Origin of the sequence: Yersinia nurmii (assembly GCF_001112925.1) — a bacterium.
GTDB classification, from domain to species: Bacteria; Pseudomonadota; Gammaproteobacteria; order Enterobacterales; family Enterobacteriaceae; genus Yersinia; species Yersinia nurmii.
In genome coordinates this window covers 377,495-399,425 of record NZ_CPYD01000001.1, presented here as the reverse complement: position 1 = coordinate 399,425, position 21,931 = coordinate 377,495, and the positions used below count along the sequence as shown (strand labels likewise).

Genomic DNA, 21,931 nt, shown 5'->3' with positions numbered 1-21,931 from the left:
GAGGAAAGAAAAATCCGGGGCGGCTAAAGCGGTTAGAAAGTCACGCGGCGAACGTCCGGGCAGCCTATAGCCGCCAGCGTGGCCTGAGTTGCATCCCACTGGCTTAATACCGGTGTTGCAGGTTCAGCTAGAACCGCGCGGCGTACGGCTAGACAATCGCTACCGGACATATTCATCAAAATCAGCGCGGCCTGAAGTGGAGGCAAGCTTGGGTTAAAAGCGGCATTTTCCGCATAGCGCCCGGCGAAAATGGCCCCCTTTGTATCTTCCAGAGCGACGCCGCTGTGCGCCTGACTGTAAGGTGCATGGCTGTGGTTAGCGGCCTCCAGTGCGGCTTGAGCCAAAGCGTCGCTATCATTAAGGCGATAACCGTGATCGACCGCATCCATCAGTAATGTGCTGATGTCCAGATCTTTAGGGCCAAATGAATCAGGCAAATAGTCACCAAGCGTTGCCGTTGGACGACCTGGAAGATGGATATGTAAACCGGTGCCGCTATTCAATTCATTCATAAACTGGCGACAATGACCGCACGGAGTGTAATTGACGGTAATAGAGACTAAACCGGCTTCTCCCCGCAGCCAGGCGTGGGTAACGGCACACTGTTCGGCGTGAATGGTCTGCTGCAGCGGTGCGCCGCTGAATTCCATATTGGCACCGAAATACAGATTGCCGCTTTTACCGCGAGCGATTGCCCCTACTTTAAAATGGGATATCGGCGTGAGTGAGCAGGCGGCAGCCAGCGGTAACAGGGCGAATGCCAGTGCTTCATCATTCAGCCCACTGATAGTTTTTACCGTTTCAACTTCTGCTGCGGTAAGCATTGCAGGGAAATGATCGTTGCTCAGCAGTGGCTCCAGGGCGGATTGCAATGCTGTTGGCAGCTCTGCCAGTGGGGCGCGAAAACGTGCTTGCATAGAAATTCTCTCCAATATTAACGGGAAACTATTTTAGGCAGCTTGCGCGCTCTTAATTGTGATGCAGATCTCGTTACATTTGAAATTCATGCAATGAAATATATTAAATGAGAGATTTATCTCAAATTTATATCCTTAAAATCGTTTATTCGGCACTCATTGCGATTATTTAGCCGAATAAACCTGTGTAGCCGAATAGCTTGTTTAACCGAATAAATGCAGCAATATCGGGAACAGGAACGGGGCTAACAATGAGGTAATAATCCCGCAAATCACCAATGCCAGTGAGCTAAATGCGCCTTCTTGAAAATCGACTTCGGCGCAGCGGGCGGTACCCAATGCGTGAGAAGCGGTACCCATAGCTAACCCACGGGAGGCTTTAGTGACAATTCTTAGCCGATTAAATAAGGTATGGCCGAAAACTGCCCCTAGAATTCCGACAAAAATCACACAGACGGCGCTGATGGCTGGAAGACCGTTTATAGAATCCGCCACTGCCATCGCGATAGGCGTGGTGACAGATTTCGGTAATACCGAAGCGGCTATCTCCGGTGTTGCTCCCATCCATAAGGCTATCGCGGTGCCGCTGACCATCGCCGTGATGCTGCCGATGAAACAAATGGTGATAATGGATTTCCAGCGTGCGCGGATCTGGTGCAATTGCTCATACAGCGGAAAAGCGAGCGCCACGACCGCTGGTTGTAGCAGGTCATTCAGAATTTTACTGCCTTTAAAATAATTGGCGTAGGGCATATGGGTCAGCAGCAGCAAGGGAATGATGATGACCATAGAGACCAACAACGGATTGAGCAGTGGCATTTTCAACCAGGTCGCCAGCTTACGCGCACCAAAGAACACCAGCAGCGTTAAAGGCAGCGACCACCAGATATGCTCCATTATTTGTCCTCCGACTGTTCATCTACTGAACCGAGGATCTTGCGTTCCCGATGGACGAACTGCGAGCTGTAACCCACCACGATCATGACCACTAATGTACTGATAAAACACGACACAATAATAGGACCAAACTGTTTACTGAGCTGGTCATAATACTGCATGACGCCGACACCAATCGGTACAAATAGCAGTGCCATATAGCGGATCAGAATATGGCAGCCGGGTTTGACCCAGCGAGACGGCAGGATTTGCGAAGACAGTAGGGCGAACAGAATCAGCATGCCAATAATGCTGCCCGGAATGGTCATTGGTAGCAGTGCGGACAGCGCGTTACCTGCCCATAAACACAGGTAAATAAAGATAAAGGCCCGTAGGTATTGCCAGCAAAGTGTAATCACATTGCGCATAATAAGTGTCCTAAGTAACGGAGGCATTCATCATACAATTATGCCGAGAAATGTGCTACCGATCACACCATGAATTATATCTATGCTTTTATGCCATTGGCGATGGCCCACTTACGTGAAGTTGGCATGACCATCGCCCGGTTGAGTTAGACTTTTTCTGATGATTGATTAAACACATTATCCTGCGCTTTTGCCAACTGATAACCGCGATAGAAAAAGGCCAAGCCGAGTAATGCTGCCACCATCAACATCACAAACATCATTTCCGGCGCAGCGTAGGCCAGCAAAAATCCGCACATCACCGGATTGAACGCCCCCCCCAGATTGCCTAAGTTTTGTGCTCCGTAATAGCTGCCCTTCAAATGAGCTGGAGCGATGAAGTCGATAAATAAATACTCCACTGGAATCACGATAATCTCGCCAAAAGAGAAGATAGTCATCGCCAGCATCCACATTGGAATAGAACCCTGAGCGGTCATAAAGCCTAACAGGCCCACAATAAAGAACAGAGTACCGAGCATTAGCCAGCGTATTAGGTTCTGCTGATTCATACGGCGACTTAATAAATACTGGAACGCGATAACAATCACGGCATTGACCGTCATGATCGACCCTATCACCTGATAGGCAAATGTCGCGTTTGATACGGTGATCAAATATTGCGAAAGGTAGCCGGTAAATTGCCCGAAGACTACGGCGCTCAACATGCTGCCGAGAGTGAAATATATCAGTCGTTTATCCTGACGCAGAATGCGGAAAGTTTGGGCAAAATTCAGGGGCGCAACGTTTTTGAGTTCAAGACTATCTTCCCGCTCTGGTGGGATGCCGAATTTATCTAACAGAAATATCAGCGTGATAGCGACGGCTAAAGCCAGGCTACCGGACATCAAAAAAGGCAGCATAGGGCTGAAAGCTGCCATCAGCACGCCCAGCGCCGGGCCAACCGCCCAGCCAACGTTAACTAGCGTATAGTTTGCAGAGAAAGCTTTGATGCGCTGAGCTACCGGTAGCCAATCGGCGAAACAGGCTTTGACTGCAATGGCAAATACCGAATACGCCGAATGTAGCACTGCCAGCACTAAAATAATCCACCCCGGTTGTTCAATCCACGGCAAGGTAAAGAAGGTGAGGGCAAACAGGGCGATAGCCAAAAAAATAAGATGATTTTTATTAAATTTATCTACCAGAAAACCGCCGTACAGGCTGGCAATAATCCCCAGAGTCAGACTGGCACCCAAAACTAAACCGACACGATCCGGCGCTAACTGGAAGTGTTCCGCCAGATAAATAGTAATAAACGGCAAAGTAATGGCGCGCCCAATGGTCAACACTAATGAAGACAGCAGAAGTGTGAGCACCAACGGAGGAAAACCTTTCATCATGTTATCTTTTTATTATGTTAATTGAATGTGACATCGGCTCAGGCAGATACCATAGACGATTGTAATAACAAAAAGAGAGGGGGAACGGAAAATATTTTTAGAAACAGCAGATCAACCTGAATCGACCCGCTGGTGGCAGAGCGTTATCCTAAATATTCGATAATAGAAAGACCGCCGTTGTAGTCCGTGCTGTAGATAATTCCTTGCGCATCGACAAAAACATCACAAGATTGAATTACCTGCGGGCGACCCGGTCGCTTGTCCATCATTTTAGTCGGCGCAGCGGGCACCAATGCACCGGTTTCCCTCGGCTGGTAAGGATTACTGATATCGTAGGCGCGCACTCCGGCATTTTGGTAGGTGGCAAAAATCAGCGACGAGCTGATAAAACTGCCGGGACGGTTTTCATGCAAATTATGTGGGCCGAAATGTGCGCCTTTTTTGACGTAATTCTGTTCATTTGGCACTGGAAACGTGGAAATACTGATGGGGTTGCTCGGCTCGCGAATATCAAAGACCCAAATGTGCTTTTCCCCGTCTTCCTGATTATCCAATACCGCTTCGTCCAATACGATCAATAGATTTCTGTCAGGCAACGGTAGCGCAGTGTGAGTGCCGCCGCCAAAAGGTGGGCTCCAGTTACGATGACAAATCAGTTTTGGCTGGTGGCGATCGCTGACGTCCAACAGCGTCAAACCGCCGTCACGCCAGCTTCCGTAGGCGGTATCTCCGCTGATAATGGCGTGGTGCAGCGCATAGCGTTGATCGTCTGGCCAGTTTGGTGTTTCACCGCCAGCGCTATGCATCCCCGGTAACCAATAACGGCCAGCCACCGCTGGATTCTGCGGATCGGCCAAATCTATAGTCAGGAAAATATAATCGCTGTAACCATCTAATAAGGCTGAAACGTAGGCCCAGCGTCCGCCAACGTACCATATTCGGTGAATCCCAATTCCATCTAACGGTAAAAAGCCGATTTGTTGCGGCTGGTCGGGAATGGAAATATCAAAAATTCGTAAACCTGCGGTCCAGTTATGCTCCCCCTGCCGGGTATTGACGCTTTTGCCTACGGATTGAGTGTAATAGACTTTTTCCTCGGCAAAACTAGCGTCAGCAAACAAATCTCTGGCATTAATCACCAATAGCAGATCGTCGTGAGTTTGTAGATGCACGTTCCAGGTATTCGGCGGCGCAGGGATAAAACCGGTGGGTCGCGGATTTTTTGCATCCCGAACGTCAACGATTGATACACCTTGAGAAACCATATGGCCGATATAGGCATAGCCGCGATGCACCATCACCTGTACGCCATCAGGCCGCCCACCCTGATCGCTATGGCCAATCAGCCGCATATTGCGGCTATATTCTGGCTTTGGTAGCGAGCCGTGGGTTGTCATAAGTTTACTCCGCGGTTATTGACTATTTTGGGCCGCCAGCGTGGCGAACCAAGGAGAATTAAAATCGTCAGATTGGCCCCAGCCCGGAATAATTTTGCTCAGACTGGCGACGTTAACTGGCCCCGGCTGACTGGCAAGCAGAGCCTGAGGAATGGCGGCCGCGCGGAATTCATAGGTTGGCGGAGTTGCCTCTCCGGCGATTTTTTTCGCCACCAAACGCAGGTTAACCGCCCCTATTAACTTAGGATCAACCGCTACGCTGACTTTCCACGGACTATTTGCTTCGCGCATTAATTGTAAATCTTGATTCGAAATATCAATGCTATACAGTTTGATCTCATCACGGCCGTTTTCTTTCAATGCCTTATAAGCACCTTGAGTAAAGGCATCCCAGGTACCCCAAATAGCATCGATTTTTCCTTTCGGATACTTTGCCAGAACCGCGCCCACTTTATTCGCCGTGTCTCCCTGTACGTCAGAGGAGACGGCACCGATAGATTCCAGCTCATGAATGCCAGGATGCTGTTTTAGCAGCGCCTGATAAGCGGTCTGGCGGCGTTCCATTGGTGGGAAACCGGCAACCCATAGTTTGATAATATTGGCGTTGCCGTTGAAATCTTTCACTAACTGACCGAATGATTCATTGGTTAATGAGGCGTCATCCTGCTGTGTTAGGGTAACGCCGGGAATATCGCCTTGAATAGCGGTATCGAATACGGATACCGCGATGCCATTGGCGGCAATACGTTTCACCAGTTCGGTAGAGTAGGGATCGCGGCCTTGAGACAAGATAATGCCGTCGTATTTTTGGCTAATAGCCTGATTGACGAAATCCTGAAAACGCGCGTCATCACCGTTACTGAGGAAGGTATCGACTTTAAAACCCAGTTTTTTACCTTCTTTTAATACGCCGGAAAGAAACTGAGTGGTGTTGTCATCCGAACCTAGGTTGCGGATGACCGCAATTTTAATTTGTCCCTGATGGTTAGCGATGGCGTTTGGCACCGGCACCAATGTCGCGTTTTCGGCGGCAAAAACCGGCAGGGCGGTGAGCAGGCTAAAAGCCAACAAAGGGGGGGCAATTTTCTTCATCAGGGGCTCCGTTGTGATGTCGGTAATGTGTGCAAGCAAATGGTTATTGATTTTCTTTTTATGGCTACCTTTACGTCTGGGCGTCCAGATGGCCTTCGCATCATAACCAATTATTTTTTGATAAGGAATTAACTTTGTTATGAATTTTTGGATTTATTTATATCTTTTAGTTTGGCAACAGGCGTTCACGCCGTCTGCAGCGATTCCGATAGAAAAAGGCATATCGGCGGAAAGCTAAAAACTAGCTGAAAAGCGAGGTTAGTCGGCTATTGGAACAGGTGATGAATTGGTACTGCGACATCGGTTAATGATCGCCGAACAGAGAAAAACCTTATGAATGACAATGTTGTTTAGGTTTTCCAATAAGTAACTATTAATAGCACTGCATTTTTTCTATTTTTGAATTATCTACGGTATTATTGGTCAGATATTGACGGAAAGTTTATGTAATGTTCATTAAGTGAATTAAATAAATAAAAACTAAACAGTAGTTAAACAAAATGGCTTATGCCAACCTCCTGTTAGTCAATAAAAATAGACAGAGTTAAGGGAATAGAAGTCACCATGGGTAAAGTTAGCAAGCTATTCAATCGGTTTGGAGCCGATAACCATTCGATATATAACTATACTGATGCAGGAAACTTCTACTCGGAGTTGAGTGACAACTTATCTTTCTACTTTATGTCGCGCGGAGAGTTTTTTATTCTTGTCATGCGCTATATATTGGTACAACCGTTGCTGCTGATTTTGCTTGATGTGTTATGGCCAGAACAATTTGATGATTTGATAGTTATTTTCGTACAGTCGTGGCCCGCGCTCTTGTCTTTGGTGCTGCTGATGCCGTGCTACTACCGCCTAAGATCACAGGGTTTAAGTCCCTATCTGCTCCTGGTGCATTTGTTTCCACTGATTAACTATCTTCCTCAAAATATGTTTACGCTGCCTTTATGCGGCGCATTTATACTTTATCTTTTATTTATCAATATTTATCCGGGTTATTATGTGGCCTGTGAGCGGAAAAAAGAAATCAAGAATGAGCTGCCTGGTGAATATCCGTTTGGACTCACGTTTGTTTGTTTTCTTGTCTTGAATTTATTACCATTTCTTTATTTTGATATGGATGACGCCGCCATTTTGTTAATTATGGCTTCGTGGATTTCTTTCCTGTTAGCTAAGTTTCACTGGCCAGTTGTGGTGATAAACATCATTGGTTCTGTTGGTGTTTTTCTTTTCCTTAGCTCTGATTTTTCAGATTTGAAGCATCATAATAATATTATTATTAATGCGGTGATAAAAATCTCACTATTGGATTCAGTATTATTTCTGATGTTTTCTCTCAGCCTGTTCCTGAATATGTTGTTCTGGTTGGAAGAGTTCCAGCGGGATAAAGGGAAAGTGGTGAGGCAATAGCTAGAGTAATAATATTTCTTTATTTTAATAGGAGAAAAAAATGCCGGTCAGGTCTCCCCTCCGGCATTTTTATTTCTTGCCAGCCACATTAACCCGGCTGGCAAACTCAGCGCTTATTTAACCTGCATACCAGGTTGAGCGCCGCTGTCTGGGCTAAGCAGGAAGATATCTTTCCCACCAGGGCCTGCGGCCATCACCATACCTTCGGAAATGCCGAAGCGCATTTTGCGTGGAGCCAGATTCGCTACCATGACGGTCAAGCGGCCTTCCAATACTTTAGGATCGGGATAAGCGGAGCGAATGCCAGAGAATACCTGACGAGTTTCACCGCCAAGATCCAGAGTGAGTTTCAGCAGTTTATCGGAACCTTCAACGAAATCAGCCTGTTTGATCAGCGCGATACGCATATCAACTTTGGCAAAATCATCGAAATTAATGGTGTCCTGAATAGGATCATCTGCCAACGGGCCGGTAACGACGGCGGTGGGGGCCAGATTATCTTTAGAATCGCCAACCATCTCGTTCACTTTATCCAGATCGATTCGGTTAAACAGCGCTTTAAACGGACTAATCTGATGATTTAGCAACGGTTGCTCAATGCTATACCACGTTAGTTCAGTATTGAGGAAGGCCTCAGTACGTTCAGTCAGCGCTGGCAGTACGGGTTTCAGGTAAGTCATCAATACGCGGAACAGGTTAATGCCCATAGAGCAAATAGCCTGTAGATCGGCATCGCGGCCTTCCTGCTTCGCGACTACCCAAGGTGCTTGCTCATCCACATAGCGGTTAGCCACGTCAGCCAGCGCCATGATTTCGCGAATGGCCCGACCGCTTTCACGGCTGTTATAAGCCTCGGCGATAGATGCTGCTGCATCGATAAAGGTCTGATATAACTTAGGATCAGCCAGTGTATCGGCTAATTTTCCGTCGAAACGTTTATTGATAAAACCGGCGTTACGTGAGGCCAGATTCACCACTTTATTCACGATGTCGGCATTTACGCGCTGCACAAAGTCTTCCAGATTCAAATCGATATCATCGATGCGTGAAGACAGTTTCGCCGCGTAGTAATAGCGCAGGCAATCGGCATCCAGATGTTTCAGGTAGGTGCCCGCTTTAATAAAGGTGCCGCGAGACTTCGACATTTTTGCGCCGTTAACCGTGACATAACCGTGTACAAATAGGCTAGTTGGTTTGCGGAAGTGACTGCCTTCCAACATGGCCGGCCAGAACAGGCTGTGGAAGTAAACGATGTCTTTACCGATAAAGTGGTACAGCTCGGTGGCAGAGTCTTCACGCCAGAATTCATCGAAATCCAGATCGCCGCGTTTGTCGCACAGATTCTTAAATGAACCCATATAACCGATAGGCGCATCCAGCCACACATAGAAATATTTACCCGGCGCGTCCGGTACTTCAAAACCGAAGTAAGGTGCATCGCGGGAGATATCCCATTGTTGCAGACCGGAATCGAACCATTCCTGCATTTTGTTTGCCACTTGCTCTTGCAGTGCACCAGAGCGAGTCCAAGCCTGAAGCATTTCGCTGAATGCAGGCAAATCGAAGAAGAAATGTTCTGATTCACGCATGACCGGCGTAGCGCCGGAAACGGCAGATTTCGGCTCGATAAGTTCAGTCGGGCTGTAGGTCGCGCCGCAGACTTCACAGTTATCGCCGTATTGATCCGGAGCTTTACACTTCGGACAGGTACCTTTTACAAAGCGATCCGGCAGGAACATGCCTTTCTCAGGGTCGTACAGCTGAGAAATGGTGCGGTTCTTAATAAAGCCGTTTTCTTTCAAACGACGATAAATCAGGCTCGACAGCTCGCGGTTTTCATCACTGTGAGTGGAGTGATAGTTGTCGTAGCTGATACCAAAACCGGCGAAATCCTGTTGGTGTTCCTGGCTCATCTCCGCGATCATTTGCTCAGGTTCAACGCCCAACTGCTGTGCTTTCAGCATGATTGGCGTGCCGTGGGCATCATCCGCACAAATGAAATGAACCTCATTGCCGCGCATTCGCTGGAAACGGACCCAGATATCTGCCTGGATGTGCTCGAGCATATGACCGAGATGAATAGAACCGTTAGCGTATGGTAGCGCGCACGTCACCAATAATTTTTTCGCGACTTGAGCCATAGTAGGAAATTGCTTTCTGTAATAGGAATAAGGGGTCTTTGATGTTAACCGATTCGGCCGGTTGTCGCTAGGGTCCGCGGACGACTGGCGGCGCTTAAGTCAAATCAGCGGGTTTTGACGCAGTTTTTCTTTATGAACTCCACGCCACTAGCCGAGTTCTGATATGCTAAAGCTTATTGTCTTTAGGTTAATAACGATAAATTCAAGGAGCCGGGATGAGCCCAAAATCCCCCGAGCAGACCACCCCTGACCTGCTGCAATCTCAAGTTTCCAAGGTGCTTACCACCTTCACCCATCCGACGCTGCAAAAAGACCTGATCACCCTGCGCGCTTTGCATCACTGTGCGCTACTGGATCATGTGCTGCATATCGAACTGATTATGCCTTTCGCCTGGCAATACGGTTTTGAAACACTGAAAGAAACCGTCAGCGGTGAGCTATTACAGCTGACCGGCGCTAAGGCGATCGACTGGAAGTTATCGCACAATATTACGACGCTGCGCCGTGCCAACGATCAGCCGGGAGTAAAAGGCGTGCGTAATATCGTCGCCGTCAGTTCCGGTAAAGGCGGGGTAGGGAAGTCCAGTACCGCGGTTAATCTGGCCTTAGCGCTGATTGGCGAAGGCGCTAAAGTGGGCATTCTGGACGCGGATATTTATGGCCCGTCGATTCCAAACATGCTGGGTACGATGAATGAGCGCCCAACTTCACCGGATGGCAAGCACATGGCGCCGATCCTAGCTCATGGGCTGGCGACTAACTCTATTGGTTATTTGGTGACTGACGAAAACGCCATGGTGTGGCGCGGGCCGATGGCCAGTAAAGCGCTGATGCAGATGTTGCAGGATACGCTGTGGCCAGATCTGGATTATCTGGTGATCGATATGCCTCCGGGCACCGGCGATATTCAACTGACGCTTTCGCAGAATATTCCGGTTACCGGCGCGCTGGTTGTAACCACGCCGCAGGATATTGCGCTGATCGATGCGATGAAAGGCATTGTGATGTTTGAAAAAGTGAATGTGCCAGTGTTGGGTATTATCGAAAACATGAGCATGCACATTTGCAGCAACTGCGGGCATCTGGAGCCAATCTTCGGCACTGGTGGGGCAGAAAAACTGGCCGAAAAATATCACTGTAAGCTGTTGGGGCAAATTCCGTTGCATATCTCCCTGCGTGAAGATTTGGATCGCGGCGAACCAACGGTTATCAGCCAGCCTGACAGTGAGTTTACCGATATTTATCGCCAACTGGCCTCAAACGTGGCGGCAGAAATGTACTGGCAAGGTGAAGCCATCCCAACAGAAATTTCTTTCCGCGCGCTATAAGATCTTTTCTAGCATCAAAATGGCCTGTCCGTACCTTACGCACAGGCCATTTATTCTTTCAGCTAGGTTTTAGCTTTAAAATTCTGCTGCCAATGGGCTGATTTCCCCATTCTGCCAAATAATTCACCTATCTGGCCTGCATTGCTACGCCTTAGCGCTGGCGTCATGCCGGTGAACTCCTTATAATTGGCGCGTTCTTAGCACCCCCCGTGCTTTGCCCCCCTTCACACTACGTAATCAGGTCTTTAATTTTATGACTGACAAGGCACATCAGTGCGTCATTATCGGGATTGCCGGCGCATCTGCCTCCGGGAAGAGTCTTATTGCCAGCACGCTGTATCGCGAATTGCGTGAACAGGTTGGCGATCAACATATTGGTGTTATTCCGGAAGATAGCTACTACAAAGATCAAAGCCACCTGTCGATGGAAGAGCGTGTTAAAACCAACTATGACCATCCCAACGCTATGGATCACAATTTGCTGCTACAGCATTTGCAATCGCTGAAAGCGGGCAGCGCGATTGAATTGCCGCTGTATAGCTATACTGAACATACGCGTAAAGAAGAAACCGTTCGTCTCGAACCGAAAAAAGTGATTATTCTGGAAGGTATCTTACTGCTCACCGATATGCGCCTGCGTCAGGAAATGAACTTCTCTATTTTCGTCGATACTCCGCTGGATATCTGTCTGATGCGACGGATGAAGCGTGACGTAAACGAACGCGGTCGCTCCATGGAATCGGTGATGGCGCAGTACCAGAAAACTGTGCGTCCAATGTTCTTGCAGTTTATCGAACCTTCCAAACAGTACGCTGACATTATCGTACCGCGCGGCGGCAAAAACCGTATTGCCATTGATATTCTGAAAGCCAAACTTAGCCAGTTCTTCGAGTGATATCCGTCTGGATCTTTGCTCTTTTCTATGGCAGTTTTTGTAACATACGAATTTAAATGGAGATTTGATCGATGAGACTGTGCGATCGTGATATAGAAGCGTGGTTGGATAATGGCAAGCTGGTTATCACCCCACGTCCGCCGGTAGAACGGATCAACGGCGCGACAGTCGATGTTCGCTTGGGCAATCAATTCCGCGTATTTCGCGGTCATACGGCGGCATTTATCGATTTAAGCGGCCCGAAAGATGAAGTCAGTGAAGCGCTAGATAGAGTCATGAGCGATGAGATTATCTTGCCGGAAGGTGAGGCATTCTTCTTGCATCCAGGCGAGCTGGCGCTGGCCGTTACCCACGAATCAGTCACAATTCCCGATGATTTGGTCGGTTGGCTGGACGGGCGTTCCTCTCTGGCACGTTTAGGGTTGATGGTTCACGTTACCGCTCACCGAATCGATCCCGGCTGGCAAGGTCGTATTGTGCTGGAGTTCTATAATTCCGGTAAGCTGCCGCTGGCACTGCGTCCGGGGATGTTGATTGGCGCATTAAGCTTCGAGCCGTTATCTGGCCCGGCGGCGCGCCCGTATAACAGCCGTCAGGATGCCAAATATCGTGGTCAGCAAGGGGCGGTTGCCAGTCGTATCGATAAAGACTAAGTCGCGTTAGCCTGCATTCCTGTTTGGACAAGAGGACGTCATGAGAAGATTACTGACAACGTTAGCCATCTTGCTGGTGGTAGTAGTCGCGGGGATGAGCGCGCTGGTACTACTGGTTAATCCGAATGACTTTCGTGCCTATATGGTCAAACAGGTCGAAAAAAATAACGGTTACCGACTGGCGCTGGAAGGGGATATGCGCTGGCACGTATGGCCGCGCTTAAGTATTATTTCTGGTCGAATGTCACTGACAGCGCCCGGTGCCGATGCGCCGGTGGTGAGTGCAGAAAATATGCGGCTGGACGTCAAGCTCTGGCCGCTGCTCTCTCATCAGCTAGCGGTAAAACAGGTGATGCTGAAAGGTGCTGTGGTGCGCTTAACGCCTGATAGCGAAGCCCGTTTGCAGCCTGATGCTCCCGTGGCTCCGGCGGGAAATGCGCCGGTAACGGAAACCACATCCTGGAAGCTGGATATCGATAAGGTGCAGGTGGCCGATAGCCTGCTGATCTGGCAGCGAGATGCTGACCAAATCAATGTTCGCGATATCAATTTATTACTCGAGCAAGGCCCGCAGCGTCAGGTAAAAGTCAACCTGAGCAGTCGGGTTAACCGCAATCAGCGAGATCTGACATTCTCCCTTGACGCCGACGTGGATATGCAAAATTATCCGCAACATATGGGCGCGAAAATCAGCCAGTTTACTTACAAGCTGGATGGTGCCGACGTTCCGGTTGGCGGGATTGCCGGGCAAGGTTCGTTGGTGGCGACCTACCAGCAAAATAGCCAGCAGGTCAGCATTGAGCAGCTTAACGTTAGCGCCAATAATAATGTGCTAACTGGCAGCGTTCAGGCGCGGTTGGGTTTTCTTCCCCACTATGACCTGGATCTGAAAAGCGACAGTCTCAATCTCGATCAACTGTTTGGCTGGCAGGCAAAAAGCGCTGATACTGCGTCGTCTGCCAGCAGCAAACCTCAGGTAGCCGCTGCGCCGGTTATCGCTAGTCAGGAAGCCGACGTGGGTCGGGATTTACAAGGCCTGCGTGATTTCACTGCCAAACTGGCATTAACCGCGACCAATCTGGTTTATCGCGGAATTAGCGTGAATCAATTTAGCGTACTGGCGGAGAATCAGCAGGGGAAACTGTCGGCGAGCCGTCTTTCCGGTCAGGCATTAAAGGGGGAGTTTTCTTTCCCCGGCACTTTGGATGTCACCAGTAAGCGCTTACTCATTGCCGTTGAACCAACCATTAATCATATGGAGCTGGGGCCGGTGCTACAGGCTGCGGAATTGCCATTGGTCTTGACTGGGCAGTTTTCGATGACTGGCCAGTTATCCGGCGAAGGATTTGACGTGGAGTCCTTTAGCCGCCGTTGGAACGGCGATGCGAAACTATCGATGACCAATGCCCAGCTGCACGGCATTAATATCCAGCAGTTAATACAGCAGGCGGTCACGCGGAGCACTAGCGACGTGGGCGCGGTGGAGCGTTTTGAGCGCTATACCGAAGTCAGTCGACTACAGACTAATTTGGCACTCAATAAAGGTTTATTGAAGGTCAGCGGGCTGAACGCGGATTCGACTCTGATTTCGCTAAAAGGCAGTGGTTCGCTGAACTTACCGGCGCAGCAAGCCGATATGAGTTTGGCGGTTCGTGTCATTCAGGGCTGGAGTGGTCAGGATAAGCTGGTTAAAACGCTGCAAAATACCGATATTCCGCTGCGTATTTACGGCCCGTGGGCGAGTTTGAAATATCAGTTAGACGTAGAGCAGTTATTGCGTAAAGAATTGCAGCAACGAGCGAAAAGCGCACTCAATGAATGGGCGGAGCGTAATAAAGATAAGCGCAACGGTCAGGATTTAAAAAAGTTGCTGGATAAACTGTAATTGCGTATCGGGTTGGCAGTGGGGAATCCGGCTGCCAGCCTGTTTGGGTTGAAAAATTGTTATTTTATTGTTTGCACCTTTAACGTTTTTCCCCCTTAAAGCCAGACTTCTCATCACATATTACTTCTTCTATATAAAATCCCTGCTTATCATTGATAGATGTCATAAAATCTCGGGCTGACTTTAGGCAGAGTGCAGAACGTATTTTTGTCCAATTCACGAAGAAAATAATACCTGGATGCGTTAAGTTCCGGCCTGTACCGGGTAAGAGAGGATTAATGTTGGATCTATTGATTGGGGTGGTTGTGGCGGTAGGCGTTGGCCGCTATATCATTAAGGGCTATTCAGCCACTGGGGTGCTGATGGTCGGTGGTTTACTGTTGCTGATAATCAGCGCACTGATGGGAAAAAGCGTATTACCGGCCAGTGCCACGTCAACCGGCTGGCGGGCTACTGACATTGTTGAGTATGTCAAAATCCTGCTGATGAGCCGCGGTGGCGATCTCGGCATGATGATCATGATGCTGTGCGGGTTTGCTGCCTACATGACGCACATTGGCGCCAATGATGTGGTGGTGAAGATTGCCTCCAAACCGCTGCAAATGATTAACTCGCCGTATTTGCTGATGGTCGCCGCGTATATTGTGGCTTGCCTAATGTCACTGGCGGTTTCTTCAGCTACCGGGCTGGGCGTATTGCTGATGGCAACCTTGTTCCCGGTTATGGTGAATGTGGGCATTAGCCGTGGCGCCGCTGCAGCAATTTGCGCCTCGCCGGCGGCGATTATTCTGGCTCCTACCTCTGGTGACGTCGTACTGGCGGCGAAAGCATCGGAAATGCCGCTAGTTGATTTCGCTTTTAAAACGACTTTGCCAATCTCTATCGCCGCGATTGTTTGTATGGCGATAGCGCATTTCTTCTGGCAACGTTATCTGGATAATAAAAGTCAGGAAAAGCATGAAATGATGGATGTGAATGAGATCACAACCAATGCGCCGAGCTTTTATGCCATTTTGCCCTTTACGCCAATTATTGGCGTGCTGATTTTTGACGGGAAATGGGGACCAGAGCTACACATTATTACCGTACTGGTGATTTGTATGCTGTTGGCTGCGGTTATTGAATTTGTGCGCAGTTTCAGCGCTAAAACGGTATTCGCCGGTCTGGAAGTGGCCTATCGCGGAATGGCGGACGCTTTTGCAACCGTCGTCATGCTATTGGTGGCGGCGGGCGTATTCGCCCAAGGGCTGAGTACGGTTGGTTTCATCAGTGGGCTGATTGGTTTAGCCCAATCCTTTGGTACTGGCGGCATAGTGATGATGCTGGTGCTGGTCACTATTACCATGCTGGCGGCAATGACTACTGGCTCAGGTAATGCACCTTTCTATGCCTTCGTCGAGCTGATTCCGAAACTGGCAGCTCAAATGGGGATAAATCCAGCCTACTTGGTTATCCCAATGCTACAGGCGTCAAATCTGGGACGCACCTTGTCACCGGTTTCTGGCGTAGTGGTTGCGGTTGCAGGGATGGCGAAAATATCACCGTTTGAAGTGGTAAAACGTACTTCAGTACCGGTTCTGGTGGGATTGGTGGTGGTTATCGTGGCGACCGAGATTCTGGTTCCACTGCGTTAAGGCTTAAATAGATTAAGCACTTAGACAGAGCGTTAAATGGATAGCGTCAGGCATAATACAAGTCAGAGCCTGGCGCTATCGGCAGTTTAATTTCTTAGACTTCGTAGTCCGGTTCCGGTACTTTCAGCGGAGTTATTTTCACTTTCAGAATCCGGTGGCTGCTCACTTCCAGCGGCTCAAACAGATAATCCCCGATCTGCAATTGCTCACCGACCTGAGGAATGCGCTGGGTGTGTTCCATCAATAGTCCCGCAAGCGTGTGATATTCTCTTTTTTCATCAATAGGTAAAGGTAAATACATCACCAAATCTTCGAGCGGCATATAACCGTTGGCAATCCAGGTGCCGTCATCGGCTTGTTGAATATCATGACGAGCATCCGCTACTTCACCGGCTACCGGCAGATTACCAGCGATAGTTTCCATCACGTCTGTCAATGTCACTACGCCTTCAATAGAGCCAAACTCATCAACCACAAACGCGAAATGGGTTTGCGCCTGACGGAATTGCTCCAAAGCCATTAGTAGCGAAACTTGCTCAGGGAAAATCAGTGGCTGACGAATCAGTGCACGTAAATCCAGTTTCTCTTGCTCAAGCTGCTGTTTCAAGAGGTCAATAACGTGAATGACCCCTAAAGGTTCGTCGGTGGTGCTATCTTCGGTCACCACAATTCGGGTATGCAGATTTTTAGTCAGCAGAGCAGTTAGTTTTTCCGGTGGATCGTTCAGATCCAGATATTCCACGTCGTGACGCGAAGTCATGATGCTGCTGACCGTTCGCTGAGCTAGCCCCAACACGCGCTCGATCATGCGCCGTTCCTGCTGGTTAAAGACTTCCTGATTTTGGCGCCCTTGATCTGCAATCAGGCTGGCAGTGTGGTTATCCAGCTCGGCTTCTTCATGTTTACCACTCAAAATCCGCAGTACCGCTTCTGCGGTTCGTTCACGCAGCGGACGCGCCGAGGTGAGGAAGCGACGGCGGTTAAACTGCGCGAACTGATTCAGTGATTCAATAATTACTGAGAAACCAATAGCTGCATACAGGTAACCTTTTGGGATATGATAGCCAAAACCTTCTGCGACTAAGCTAAAGCCGATCATCAGCAGGAAGCTTAAACACAGAATAACAATGGTTGGATGCGCGTTAACAAAACGAGTTAATGGCTTGCTGGCCAATAGCATCATGCCGATTGCAATGATTACGGCCGCCATCATGACCGCCAAATGGTCAACCATTCCGACCGCGGTGATGACAGAATCTAATGAGAAAATAGCATCCAGCACCACGATCTGCGCCACTACCGGCCAGAATCTTGCGGTTTTACGCTGATTATTTTGCTGGTGATCTTTACCTTCCAGCCGTTCATTTAGCTCCATAGTGGCTTTGAACAGCAGGAAAATCCCCCCAATCAGCATGATTAAGTCTCTGGCGCTGAAAGGGTGCTCGGCAATAGTGACCAGCGGTGCTGTTAGCGTCGCCAGCCAGGAGATACAGGCCAGCAGCACCAAACGCATAGCTAAAGCACAAAGCAGCCCGGTGACTCGCGCTTTATCCCGAAGATGGCGGGGAAGTTTATCTGCCAAAATGGCAATAAAGATGAGGTTATCAATACCTAATACAATTTCTAGCACGATTAGCGTTGCCAATCCCGCCCAAATTGTTGGATCCATGATCCATTCCATATGCCCAGTTTCACCTTTTATTTCTACGGCTTATGCCGCAGTCAGAATAATGGGCGCTGATCGGGTAAAATTCAACTCTCAATAGCCTTGGGGCCGGGAACTGCGGGGGAATTGACCTAAGTGATGAGTCATTATCCTAAAATCAGACTGATATATCGTAATGAGGCTGAGATTATCCTAAGGTAAAGTTAATTAGTTGGTAAGCCTATTGTTTACATAATCTAGAATATACTGAATAAGTGAAATGGTTTTATCAGTGACAGATGCAAAAAAATGATGATAGATACCTTGCTTGTTAATATATGACGGATAAATATTGAGTGATTTTCACTCACCCATTTATCTGATTTGTAATAGATTGATATACATTTTTGCTGTGGGACTGACCTGTTTGGGCATACATTCTCACTCTTGTTAAGAATGTGTCACCGCACTGAATTTTACCGGTTGATAGCTTACCGCAGTCGGTTGTTTGAGAATAAGGTAGGGCAGATGAAGAAGAATTTGAAGGCTGTAATTCCGGTGGCTGGTCTTGGTACCCGAATGTTGCCTGCGACCAAGGCAATTCCGAAAGAAATGTTGCCGGTCGTTGATAAGCCATTGATTCAATATATCGTGAATGAATGTGTAGCCGCCGGAATTAAAGATATCGTTCTGGTCAGTCACTCATCGAAAAATGCGATAGAAAACCATTTTGATACCTCATTTGAGCTAGAAGTTGCGCTAGAGTCACGAGTAAAACGGCAGTTACTTAATGAGGTGCAAAATATTTGCCCGCCGGATGTCACAATTATGCAAGTGCGTCAGGGGCAGGCCAAAGGGCTGGGGCACGCAGTGCTGTGCGCACAGCCAATGGTCGGTGATTCGCCTTTTATTGTGCTCTTGCCTGATGTGTTACTGGATGATTCTACCGCCGACCTGTCGCGGGAAAACCTAGCCAGCATGATTAAGCGTTTTGAGGAAACTGGTCATAGCCAGATTATGGTTGAGCCTGTTCTGCAGCAAGACGTGTCTAAATACGGTATTGCAGATTGCGGTAACGTGAAACTGCAGCCGGGCGACAGTAGCCTGATGACCGCCGTAGTCGAAAAGCCAAGCGTGGCGGAAGCACCGTCAAATCTGGCGGTCGTTGGGCGTTACGTATTGTCTGCGGATATCTGGCCTCTGCTGAAGAAAACGCCGAGCGGAGCGGGCGGCGAAATTCAGCTAACTGATGCGATTGCTATGCTAATGGAACAGCAACCGGTAGAAGCATTCCATATGACGGGCAAATCCCATGATTGCGGCGATAAACTTGGTTATATGAAAGCTTTTGTGACCTACGGTATTCGCCATGATACTGAAGGCGAAAAATTCTCTGCCTGGTTAAAACAGCAAATAGACGCATAACGTAGAATTCGCGCGTAATTTCCGAATAACAGGCTTTATTTGCATGAAAACTTTTTAGGTGAATATGACTAAATTAAAAGCAGTCATCCCGGTTGCTGGCTTAGGTATGAGAATGCTGCCCGCAACGAAAGCCATTCCAAAAGAAATGCTGCCAATCGTTGATAAGCCACTGATCCAACACGTCGTTAACGAATGCGTTGCCGCAGGTATCACCGATATTATTTTGATCACGCATTCCTCAAAAAATGCCATAGAAAACCATTTTGATACTTCCTATGAATTGGAAGCAATGCTGGAAGCACGAGTGAAGCGCCAGCTGCTGGAGGATGTGCAATCCATTTGCCCGCCGGGGGTAACCATTATGCATATTCGTCAGGGGCACCCGGAAGGACTCGGTCACGCGGTGCTATGTGCTAAGCCGCTAATCGACGGTCAACCTTTCGTGGTTCTGTTGCCTGACGTCTTGATTGATGACGCTAAGTCTGATTTGACCAAAGATAATCTGGCTCAGATGATCACGCGTTTTGAAGATACCGGTGTGAGTCAGGTATTGGTTCAGCCAATGTCTGTTGAAGAACTGCCAAACTATTCGGTCATTACTTGCGAAGCGCCTGGACTGGCTCCGGGTGAGGCAAGCCCAATAGTGGATATGCAAGAAAAGCCAGAAAATCTGACCGGAATGAAGTCAAACCTGTCAGCGGTTGGCCGTTATGTTCTTTCCGCCGATATCTGGCCATTGTTAGAGAAAACCGAACCGGGTGCTTGGGGACGCATTCAGCTAACTGATGCTATTGCTGCGTTGAATGCTCTACAACCGGTGGATGCGGTAGCGTTGACCGGTCAGGCTTATAACTGTGGCGAAAAACTGGGTTATATGCAGGCCTACGTCGCTTACGGTTTGCGTCATCCGGTTCAGGGGGATGAGTTCAAGGCCTGGTTAAAGGATTTTGTGTCTTAATCCGCTGAAATGATCGTAAATCAGGCAACCATTCAGGTTGCCTTTTCTTTTGGGGCGAAGATTATTTTGCCCCAAGCAAACGACTGCGTTCAGCAACTGGTCGGTTGTGCTGTCTATCGCACCAATCACTACCCACCTGACATAATCCTGAGTTAACATGTTTCCCACTGCAAAAACCTGCGGGCTTATCGGCCAATCGCGGGTGTCATCCTTCAGACAGGAGTTTTTTTAATGTCCAAACAACAGATCGGCGTTGTCGGTATGGCGGTAATGGGCCGTAACCTGGCGCTTAACATCGAGAGCCGCGGCTATTCCGTTTCCATCTTTAACCGTTCATCAGATAAAACCGACGAAGTGGTTGCTGAAAACCCAGGTAAAAATCTGGTGCCGAGTTATACCGTTGAAGAGTTTGTGGATTCACTGGAAAAACCGCGTCGTATTTTGCTGATGGTGAAAGCAGGTGAAGCTACTGACAAAACTATCGCGTCGCTGACTCCTCACCTCGATAAAGGTGACATTTTGATCGACGGCGGTAATACCTATTACAAAGACACCATTCGTCGTAACCGCGAACTGTCTGAACAAGGTTTTAACTTCATCGGTACCGGCGTGTCCGGCGGTGAAGAGGGCGCACTGAAAGGCCCTTCAATTATGCCTGGCGGTCAGAAAGAAGCTTACGAGCTGGTTGCTCCGATTCTGGAAAAAATTGCTGCTCGTGCTGATGACGGCGAAGCCTGCGTAGCTTATATCGGCGCTGACGGTGCTGGGCACTACGTGAAAATGGTGCACAACGGTATCGAATATGGCGATATGCAGCTGATCGCTGAGGCTTATTCTTTGCTGAAACAAGCGCTGAGCCTGAATAATGAAGAACTGGCTGCGACTTTCTCCGAATGGAATAAGGGTGAGCTGAATAGCTACCTGATTGATATCACAAAAGATATCTTCACCAAGAAAGATGAAGAAGGTAAATATCTGGTTGATGTGATTCTGGATGAGGCAGCGAACAAAGGTACCGGTAAGTGGACCAGCCAGAGTTCTCTGGATCTGGGTGAACCTTTGACTCTGATTACCGAGTCCGTCTTTGCTCGTTACCTGTCTTCCCTGAAAGATCAACGTGTTGCTGCATCTAAAGTGTTGACTGGCCCAACGGTTAAAGCTTTCGAAGGTGATAAAGCTGAATTTATCGAAAAAGTTCGCCGCGCGCTGTACTTGGGTAAAATTGTTTCTTACGCTCAGGGTTTCTCTCAGTTGAAAGCGGCTTCCGACGAGAATAACTGGGATCTGCACTACGGTGAGATTGCTAAGATCTTCCGCGCTGGCTGTATCATCCGCGCGCAATTCTTGCAAAAAATCACCGATGCTTATGCAGATAATCCTAAAATTGCAAACCTGCTGTTGGCACCTTACTTCAAACAGATCGCTGATGAATATCAGCAAGCGTTGCGTGACGTCGTGTCTTATGCGGTTCAGAACGGCATCCCAACGCCAACCTTCTCTGCTGCAATCAACTACTACGACAGCTATCGTTCTGCCGTACTGCCTGCCAACCTGATTCAGGCGCAGCGCGATTACTTCGGTGCGCATACTTACAAACGTACTGATAAAGAAGGTGTTTTCCATACTGAGTGGATGGAATAATTGCTTAGTTTAGCGATATAAGCGTGAATGCATGATGTTTGGGCAGCGCTCATCATTGTAACTGACAATCCGTTAGCCTGATGATGTGCGCTGCTCGTAATAGAACGGCTCTTGCAAGCTACGCCTTAATCGGTAGTAGCAATAGCTAAAATTCGCTAACGAGCTAACGAATAGATAGTTCTGATGATGTATTGATCAGATTTATCGTAATAAAAAGCCCTCGC

16 protein-coding genes and 1 pseudogene are annotated in these 21,931 nt (G+C 48.5%); 9 read left to right on the top strand and 8 right to left on the bottom strand.

What is annotated here, in order from left to right:
• Window positions 1-32: 32 nt before the first annotated feature.
• From cdd to AD970_RS01725, 6 genes are all read right to left on the bottom strand, one after another.
• The gene (gene cdd / locus AD970_RS01750) at window positions 33-917 is read right to left on the bottom strand and encodes a cytidine deaminase (RefSeq protein ID WP_049596605.1); all 885 of its coding nucleotides are present in this window, start codon (window positions 915-917) and stop codon (window positions 33-35) included.
• A 204-nt stretch (window positions 918-1,121) separates the two neighbouring features.
• A complete protein-coding gene (locus tag AD970_RS01745; protein WP_049596604.1) occupies window positions 1,122-1,814 on the bottom strand; it encodes a CidB/LrgB family autolysis modulator in 693 nt (230 codons plus the stop codon).
• Entirely contained in the window at window positions 1,814-2,221 is a 408-nt protein-coding gene (locus tag AD970_RS01740) for a CidA/LrgA family protein (RefSeq protein WP_049596603.1), read from the bottom strand. Before AD970_RS01740 ends, AD970_RS01745 begins: the two co-directional genes overlap by 1 nt.
• A gap of 146 nt (window positions 2,222-2,367) precedes the next feature.
• Window positions 2,368-3,600 carry an MFS transporter gene (locus tag AD970_RS01735; protein WP_049596602.1) on the bottom strand — a complete coding sequence of 411 codons (1,233 nt, stop codon included), beginning with the start codon at window positions 3,598-3,600 and terminating at the stop codon, window positions 2,368-2,370.
• 146 nt (window positions 3,601-3,746) lie between these two features.
• Window positions 3,747-5,000 (bottom strand): LVIVD repeat-containing protein, encoded by a 1,254-nt coding sequence (locus AD970_RS01730; RefSeq protein WP_049596601.1) that lies wholly within the window; start codon window positions 4,998-5,000, stop codon window positions 3,747-3,749.
• A 15-nt stretch (window positions 5,001-5,015) separates the two neighbouring features.
• Window positions 5,016-6,092, bottom strand: a complete 1,077-nt coding sequence (locus tag AD970_RS01725; RefSeq protein WP_049596600.1) for a sugar ABC transporter substrate-binding protein — start codon at window positions 6,090-6,092, stop codon at window positions 5,016-5,018.
• Window positions 6,093-6,656: 564 nt separating this feature from the next.
• Between AD970_RS01725 and AD970_RS01720 the strand changes: the two genes are divergently transcribed.
• Window positions 6,657-7,502 carry a hypothetical protein gene (locus tag AD970_RS01720; RefSeq protein WP_072080578.1) on the top strand — a complete coding sequence of 282 codons (846 nt, stop codon included), beginning with the start codon at window positions 6,657-6,659 and terminating at the stop codon, window positions 7,500-7,502.
• Between the two features lie 113 nt (window positions 7,503-7,615).
• On the opposite strand, the pseudogene metG reads toward AD970_RS01720, so the two are convergent.
• A pseudogene (metG, locus tag AD970_RS01715) lies at window positions 7,616-9,655 on the bottom strand (methionine--tRNA ligase); the annotation flags it as partial.
• A gap of 203 nt (window positions 9,656-9,858) precedes the next feature.
• Here metG and apbC point away from each other — a divergent pair.
• The 5 genes from apbC (at window position 9,859) to dcuC (ending at window position 16,038) form a co-directional block, all read left to right on the top strand.
• Window positions 9,859-10,971 (top strand): iron-sulfur cluster carrier protein ApbC, encoded by a 1,113-nt coding sequence (gene apbC / locus AD970_RS01710; RefSeq protein ID WP_049596598.1) that lies wholly within the window; start codon window positions 9,859-9,861, stop codon window positions 10,969-10,971.
• A 253-nt stretch (window positions 10,972-11,224) separates the two neighbouring features.
• Window positions 11,225-11,866, top strand: a complete 642-nt coding sequence (udk, locus tag AD970_RS01705) for a uridine kinase (protein ID WP_049596597.1) — start codon at window positions 11,225-11,227, stop codon at window positions 11,864-11,866.
• 71 nt (window positions 11,867-11,937) lie between these two features.
• The gene (gene dcd, locus AD970_RS01700; protein ID WP_049596596.1) at window positions 11,938-12,519 is read left to right on the top strand and encodes a dCTP deaminase; all 582 of its coding nucleotides are present in this window, start codon (window positions 11,938-11,940) and stop codon (window positions 12,517-12,519) included.
• Between the two features lie 40 nt (window positions 12,520-12,559).
• Entirely contained in the window at window positions 12,560-14,404 is a 1,845-nt protein-coding gene (gene asmA, locus AD970_RS01695; RefSeq protein ID WP_049596595.1) for an outer membrane assembly protein AsmA, read from the top strand.
• A 278-nt stretch (window positions 14,405-14,682) separates the two neighbouring features.
• Entirely contained in the window at window positions 14,683-16,038 is a 1,356-nt protein-coding gene (gene dcuC / locus AD970_RS01690) for an anaerobic C4-dicarboxylate transporter DcuC (RefSeq protein WP_049596594.1), read from the top strand.
• Between the two features lie 94 nt (window positions 16,039-16,132).
• Here the strand turns inward: dcuC and AD970_RS01685 are convergent, their stop codons facing one another.
• The gene (locus tag AD970_RS01685; protein WP_049596593.1) at window positions 16,133-17,719 is read right to left on the bottom strand and encodes a TerC family protein; all 1,587 of its coding nucleotides are present in this window, start codon (window positions 17,717-17,719) and stop codon (window positions 16,133-16,135) included.
• 492 nt (window positions 17,720-18,211) lie between these two features.
• Here AD970_RS01685 and galU point away from each other — a divergent pair, with 492 nt between their 5' ends.
• The 3 genes from galU to gndA all read left to right on the top strand — a co-directional run bounded on the left by galU (window position 18,212) and on the right by gndA (window position 21,707).
• Window positions 18,212-19,108, top strand: coding sequence for a UTP--glucose-1-phosphate uridylyltransferase GalU (galU, locus tag AD970_RS01680; RefSeq protein ID WP_049596592.1), 897 nt, complete (start codon window positions 18,212-18,214; stop codon window positions 19,106-19,108).
• Window positions 19,109-19,172: 64 nt separating this feature from the next.
• Window positions 19,173-20,066, top strand: coding sequence for a UTP--glucose-1-phosphate uridylyltransferase (locus AD970_RS01675; protein ID WP_049596591.1), 894 nt, complete (start codon window positions 19,173-19,175; stop codon window positions 20,064-20,066).
• A 231-nt stretch (window positions 20,067-20,297) separates the two neighbouring features.
• Window positions 20,298-21,707, top strand: coding sequence for an NADP-dependent phosphogluconate dehydrogenase (gndA, locus tag AD970_RS01670; protein WP_049596590.1), 1,410 nt, complete (start codon window positions 20,298-20,300; stop codon window positions 21,705-21,707).
• Window positions 21,708-21,931: the final 224 nt, after the last annotated feature.

Bases quoted from the DNA above. Each gene is read 5' to 3' on its own strand.
- AD970_RS01735 (WP_049596602.1), bottom strand. From the start codon at position 3,600: ATGAAAGGTTTTCCTCCGTTGGTGCTCACACTTCTGCTGTCTTCATTA.
- cdd (WP_049596605.1), bottom strand. From the start codon at position 917: ATGCAAGCACGTTTTCGCGCCCCACTGGCAGAGCTGCCAACAGCATTG.
- dcd (WP_049596596.1), top strand. From the start codon at position 11,938: ATGAGACTGTGCGATCGTGATATAGAAGCGTGGTTGGATAATGGCAAG.
- gndA (WP_049596590.1), top strand. From the start codon at position 20,298: ATGTCCAAACAACAGATCGGCGTTGTCGGTATGGCGGTAATGGGCCGT.
- galU (WP_049596592.1), top strand. From the start codon at position 18,212: ATGAAGAAGAATTTGAAGGCTGTAATTCCGGTGGCTGGTCTTGGTACC.
- asmA (WP_049596595.1), top strand. From the start codon at position 12,560: ATGAGAAGATTACTGACAACGTTAGCCATCTTGCTGGTGGTAGTAGTC.
- AD970_RS01730 (WP_049596601.1), bottom strand. From the start codon at position 5,000: ATGACAACCCACGGCTCGCTACCAAAGCCAGAATATAGCCGCAATATG.
- apbC (WP_049596598.1), top strand. From the start codon at position 9,859: ATGAGCCCAAAATCCCCCGAGCAGACCACCCCTGACCTGCTGCAATCT.
- AD970_RS01720 (WP_072080578.1), top strand. From the start codon at position 6,657: ATGGGTAAAGTTAGCAAGCTATTCAATCGGTTTGGAGCCGATAACCAT.
- AD970_RS01725 (WP_049596600.1), bottom strand. From the start codon at position 6,092: ATGAAGAAAATTGCCCCCCCTTTGTTGGCTTTTAGCCTGCTCACCGCC.
- AD970_RS01675 (WP_049596591.1), top strand. From the start codon at position 19,173: ATGACTAAATTAAAAGCAGTCATCCCGGTTGCTGGCTTAGGTATGAGA.
- udk (WP_049596597.1), top strand. From the start codon at position 11,225: ATGACTGACAAGGCACATCAGTGCGTCATTATCGGGATTGCCGGCGCA.
- dcuC (WP_049596594.1), top strand. From the start codon at position 14,683: ATGTTGGATCTATTGATTGGGGTGGTTGTGGCGGTAGGCGTTGGCCGC.
- AD970_RS01740 (WP_049596603.1), bottom strand. From the start codon at position 2,221: ATGCGCAATGTGATTACACTTTGCTGGCAATACCTACGGGCCTTTATC.
- AD970_RS01745 (WP_049596604.1), bottom strand. From the start codon at position 1,814: ATGGAGCATATCTGGTGGTCGCTGCCTTTAACGCTGCTGGTGTTCTTT.
- AD970_RS01685 (WP_049596593.1), bottom strand. From the start codon at position 17,719: ATGGAATGGATCATGGATCCAACAATTTGGGCGGGATTGGCAACGCTA.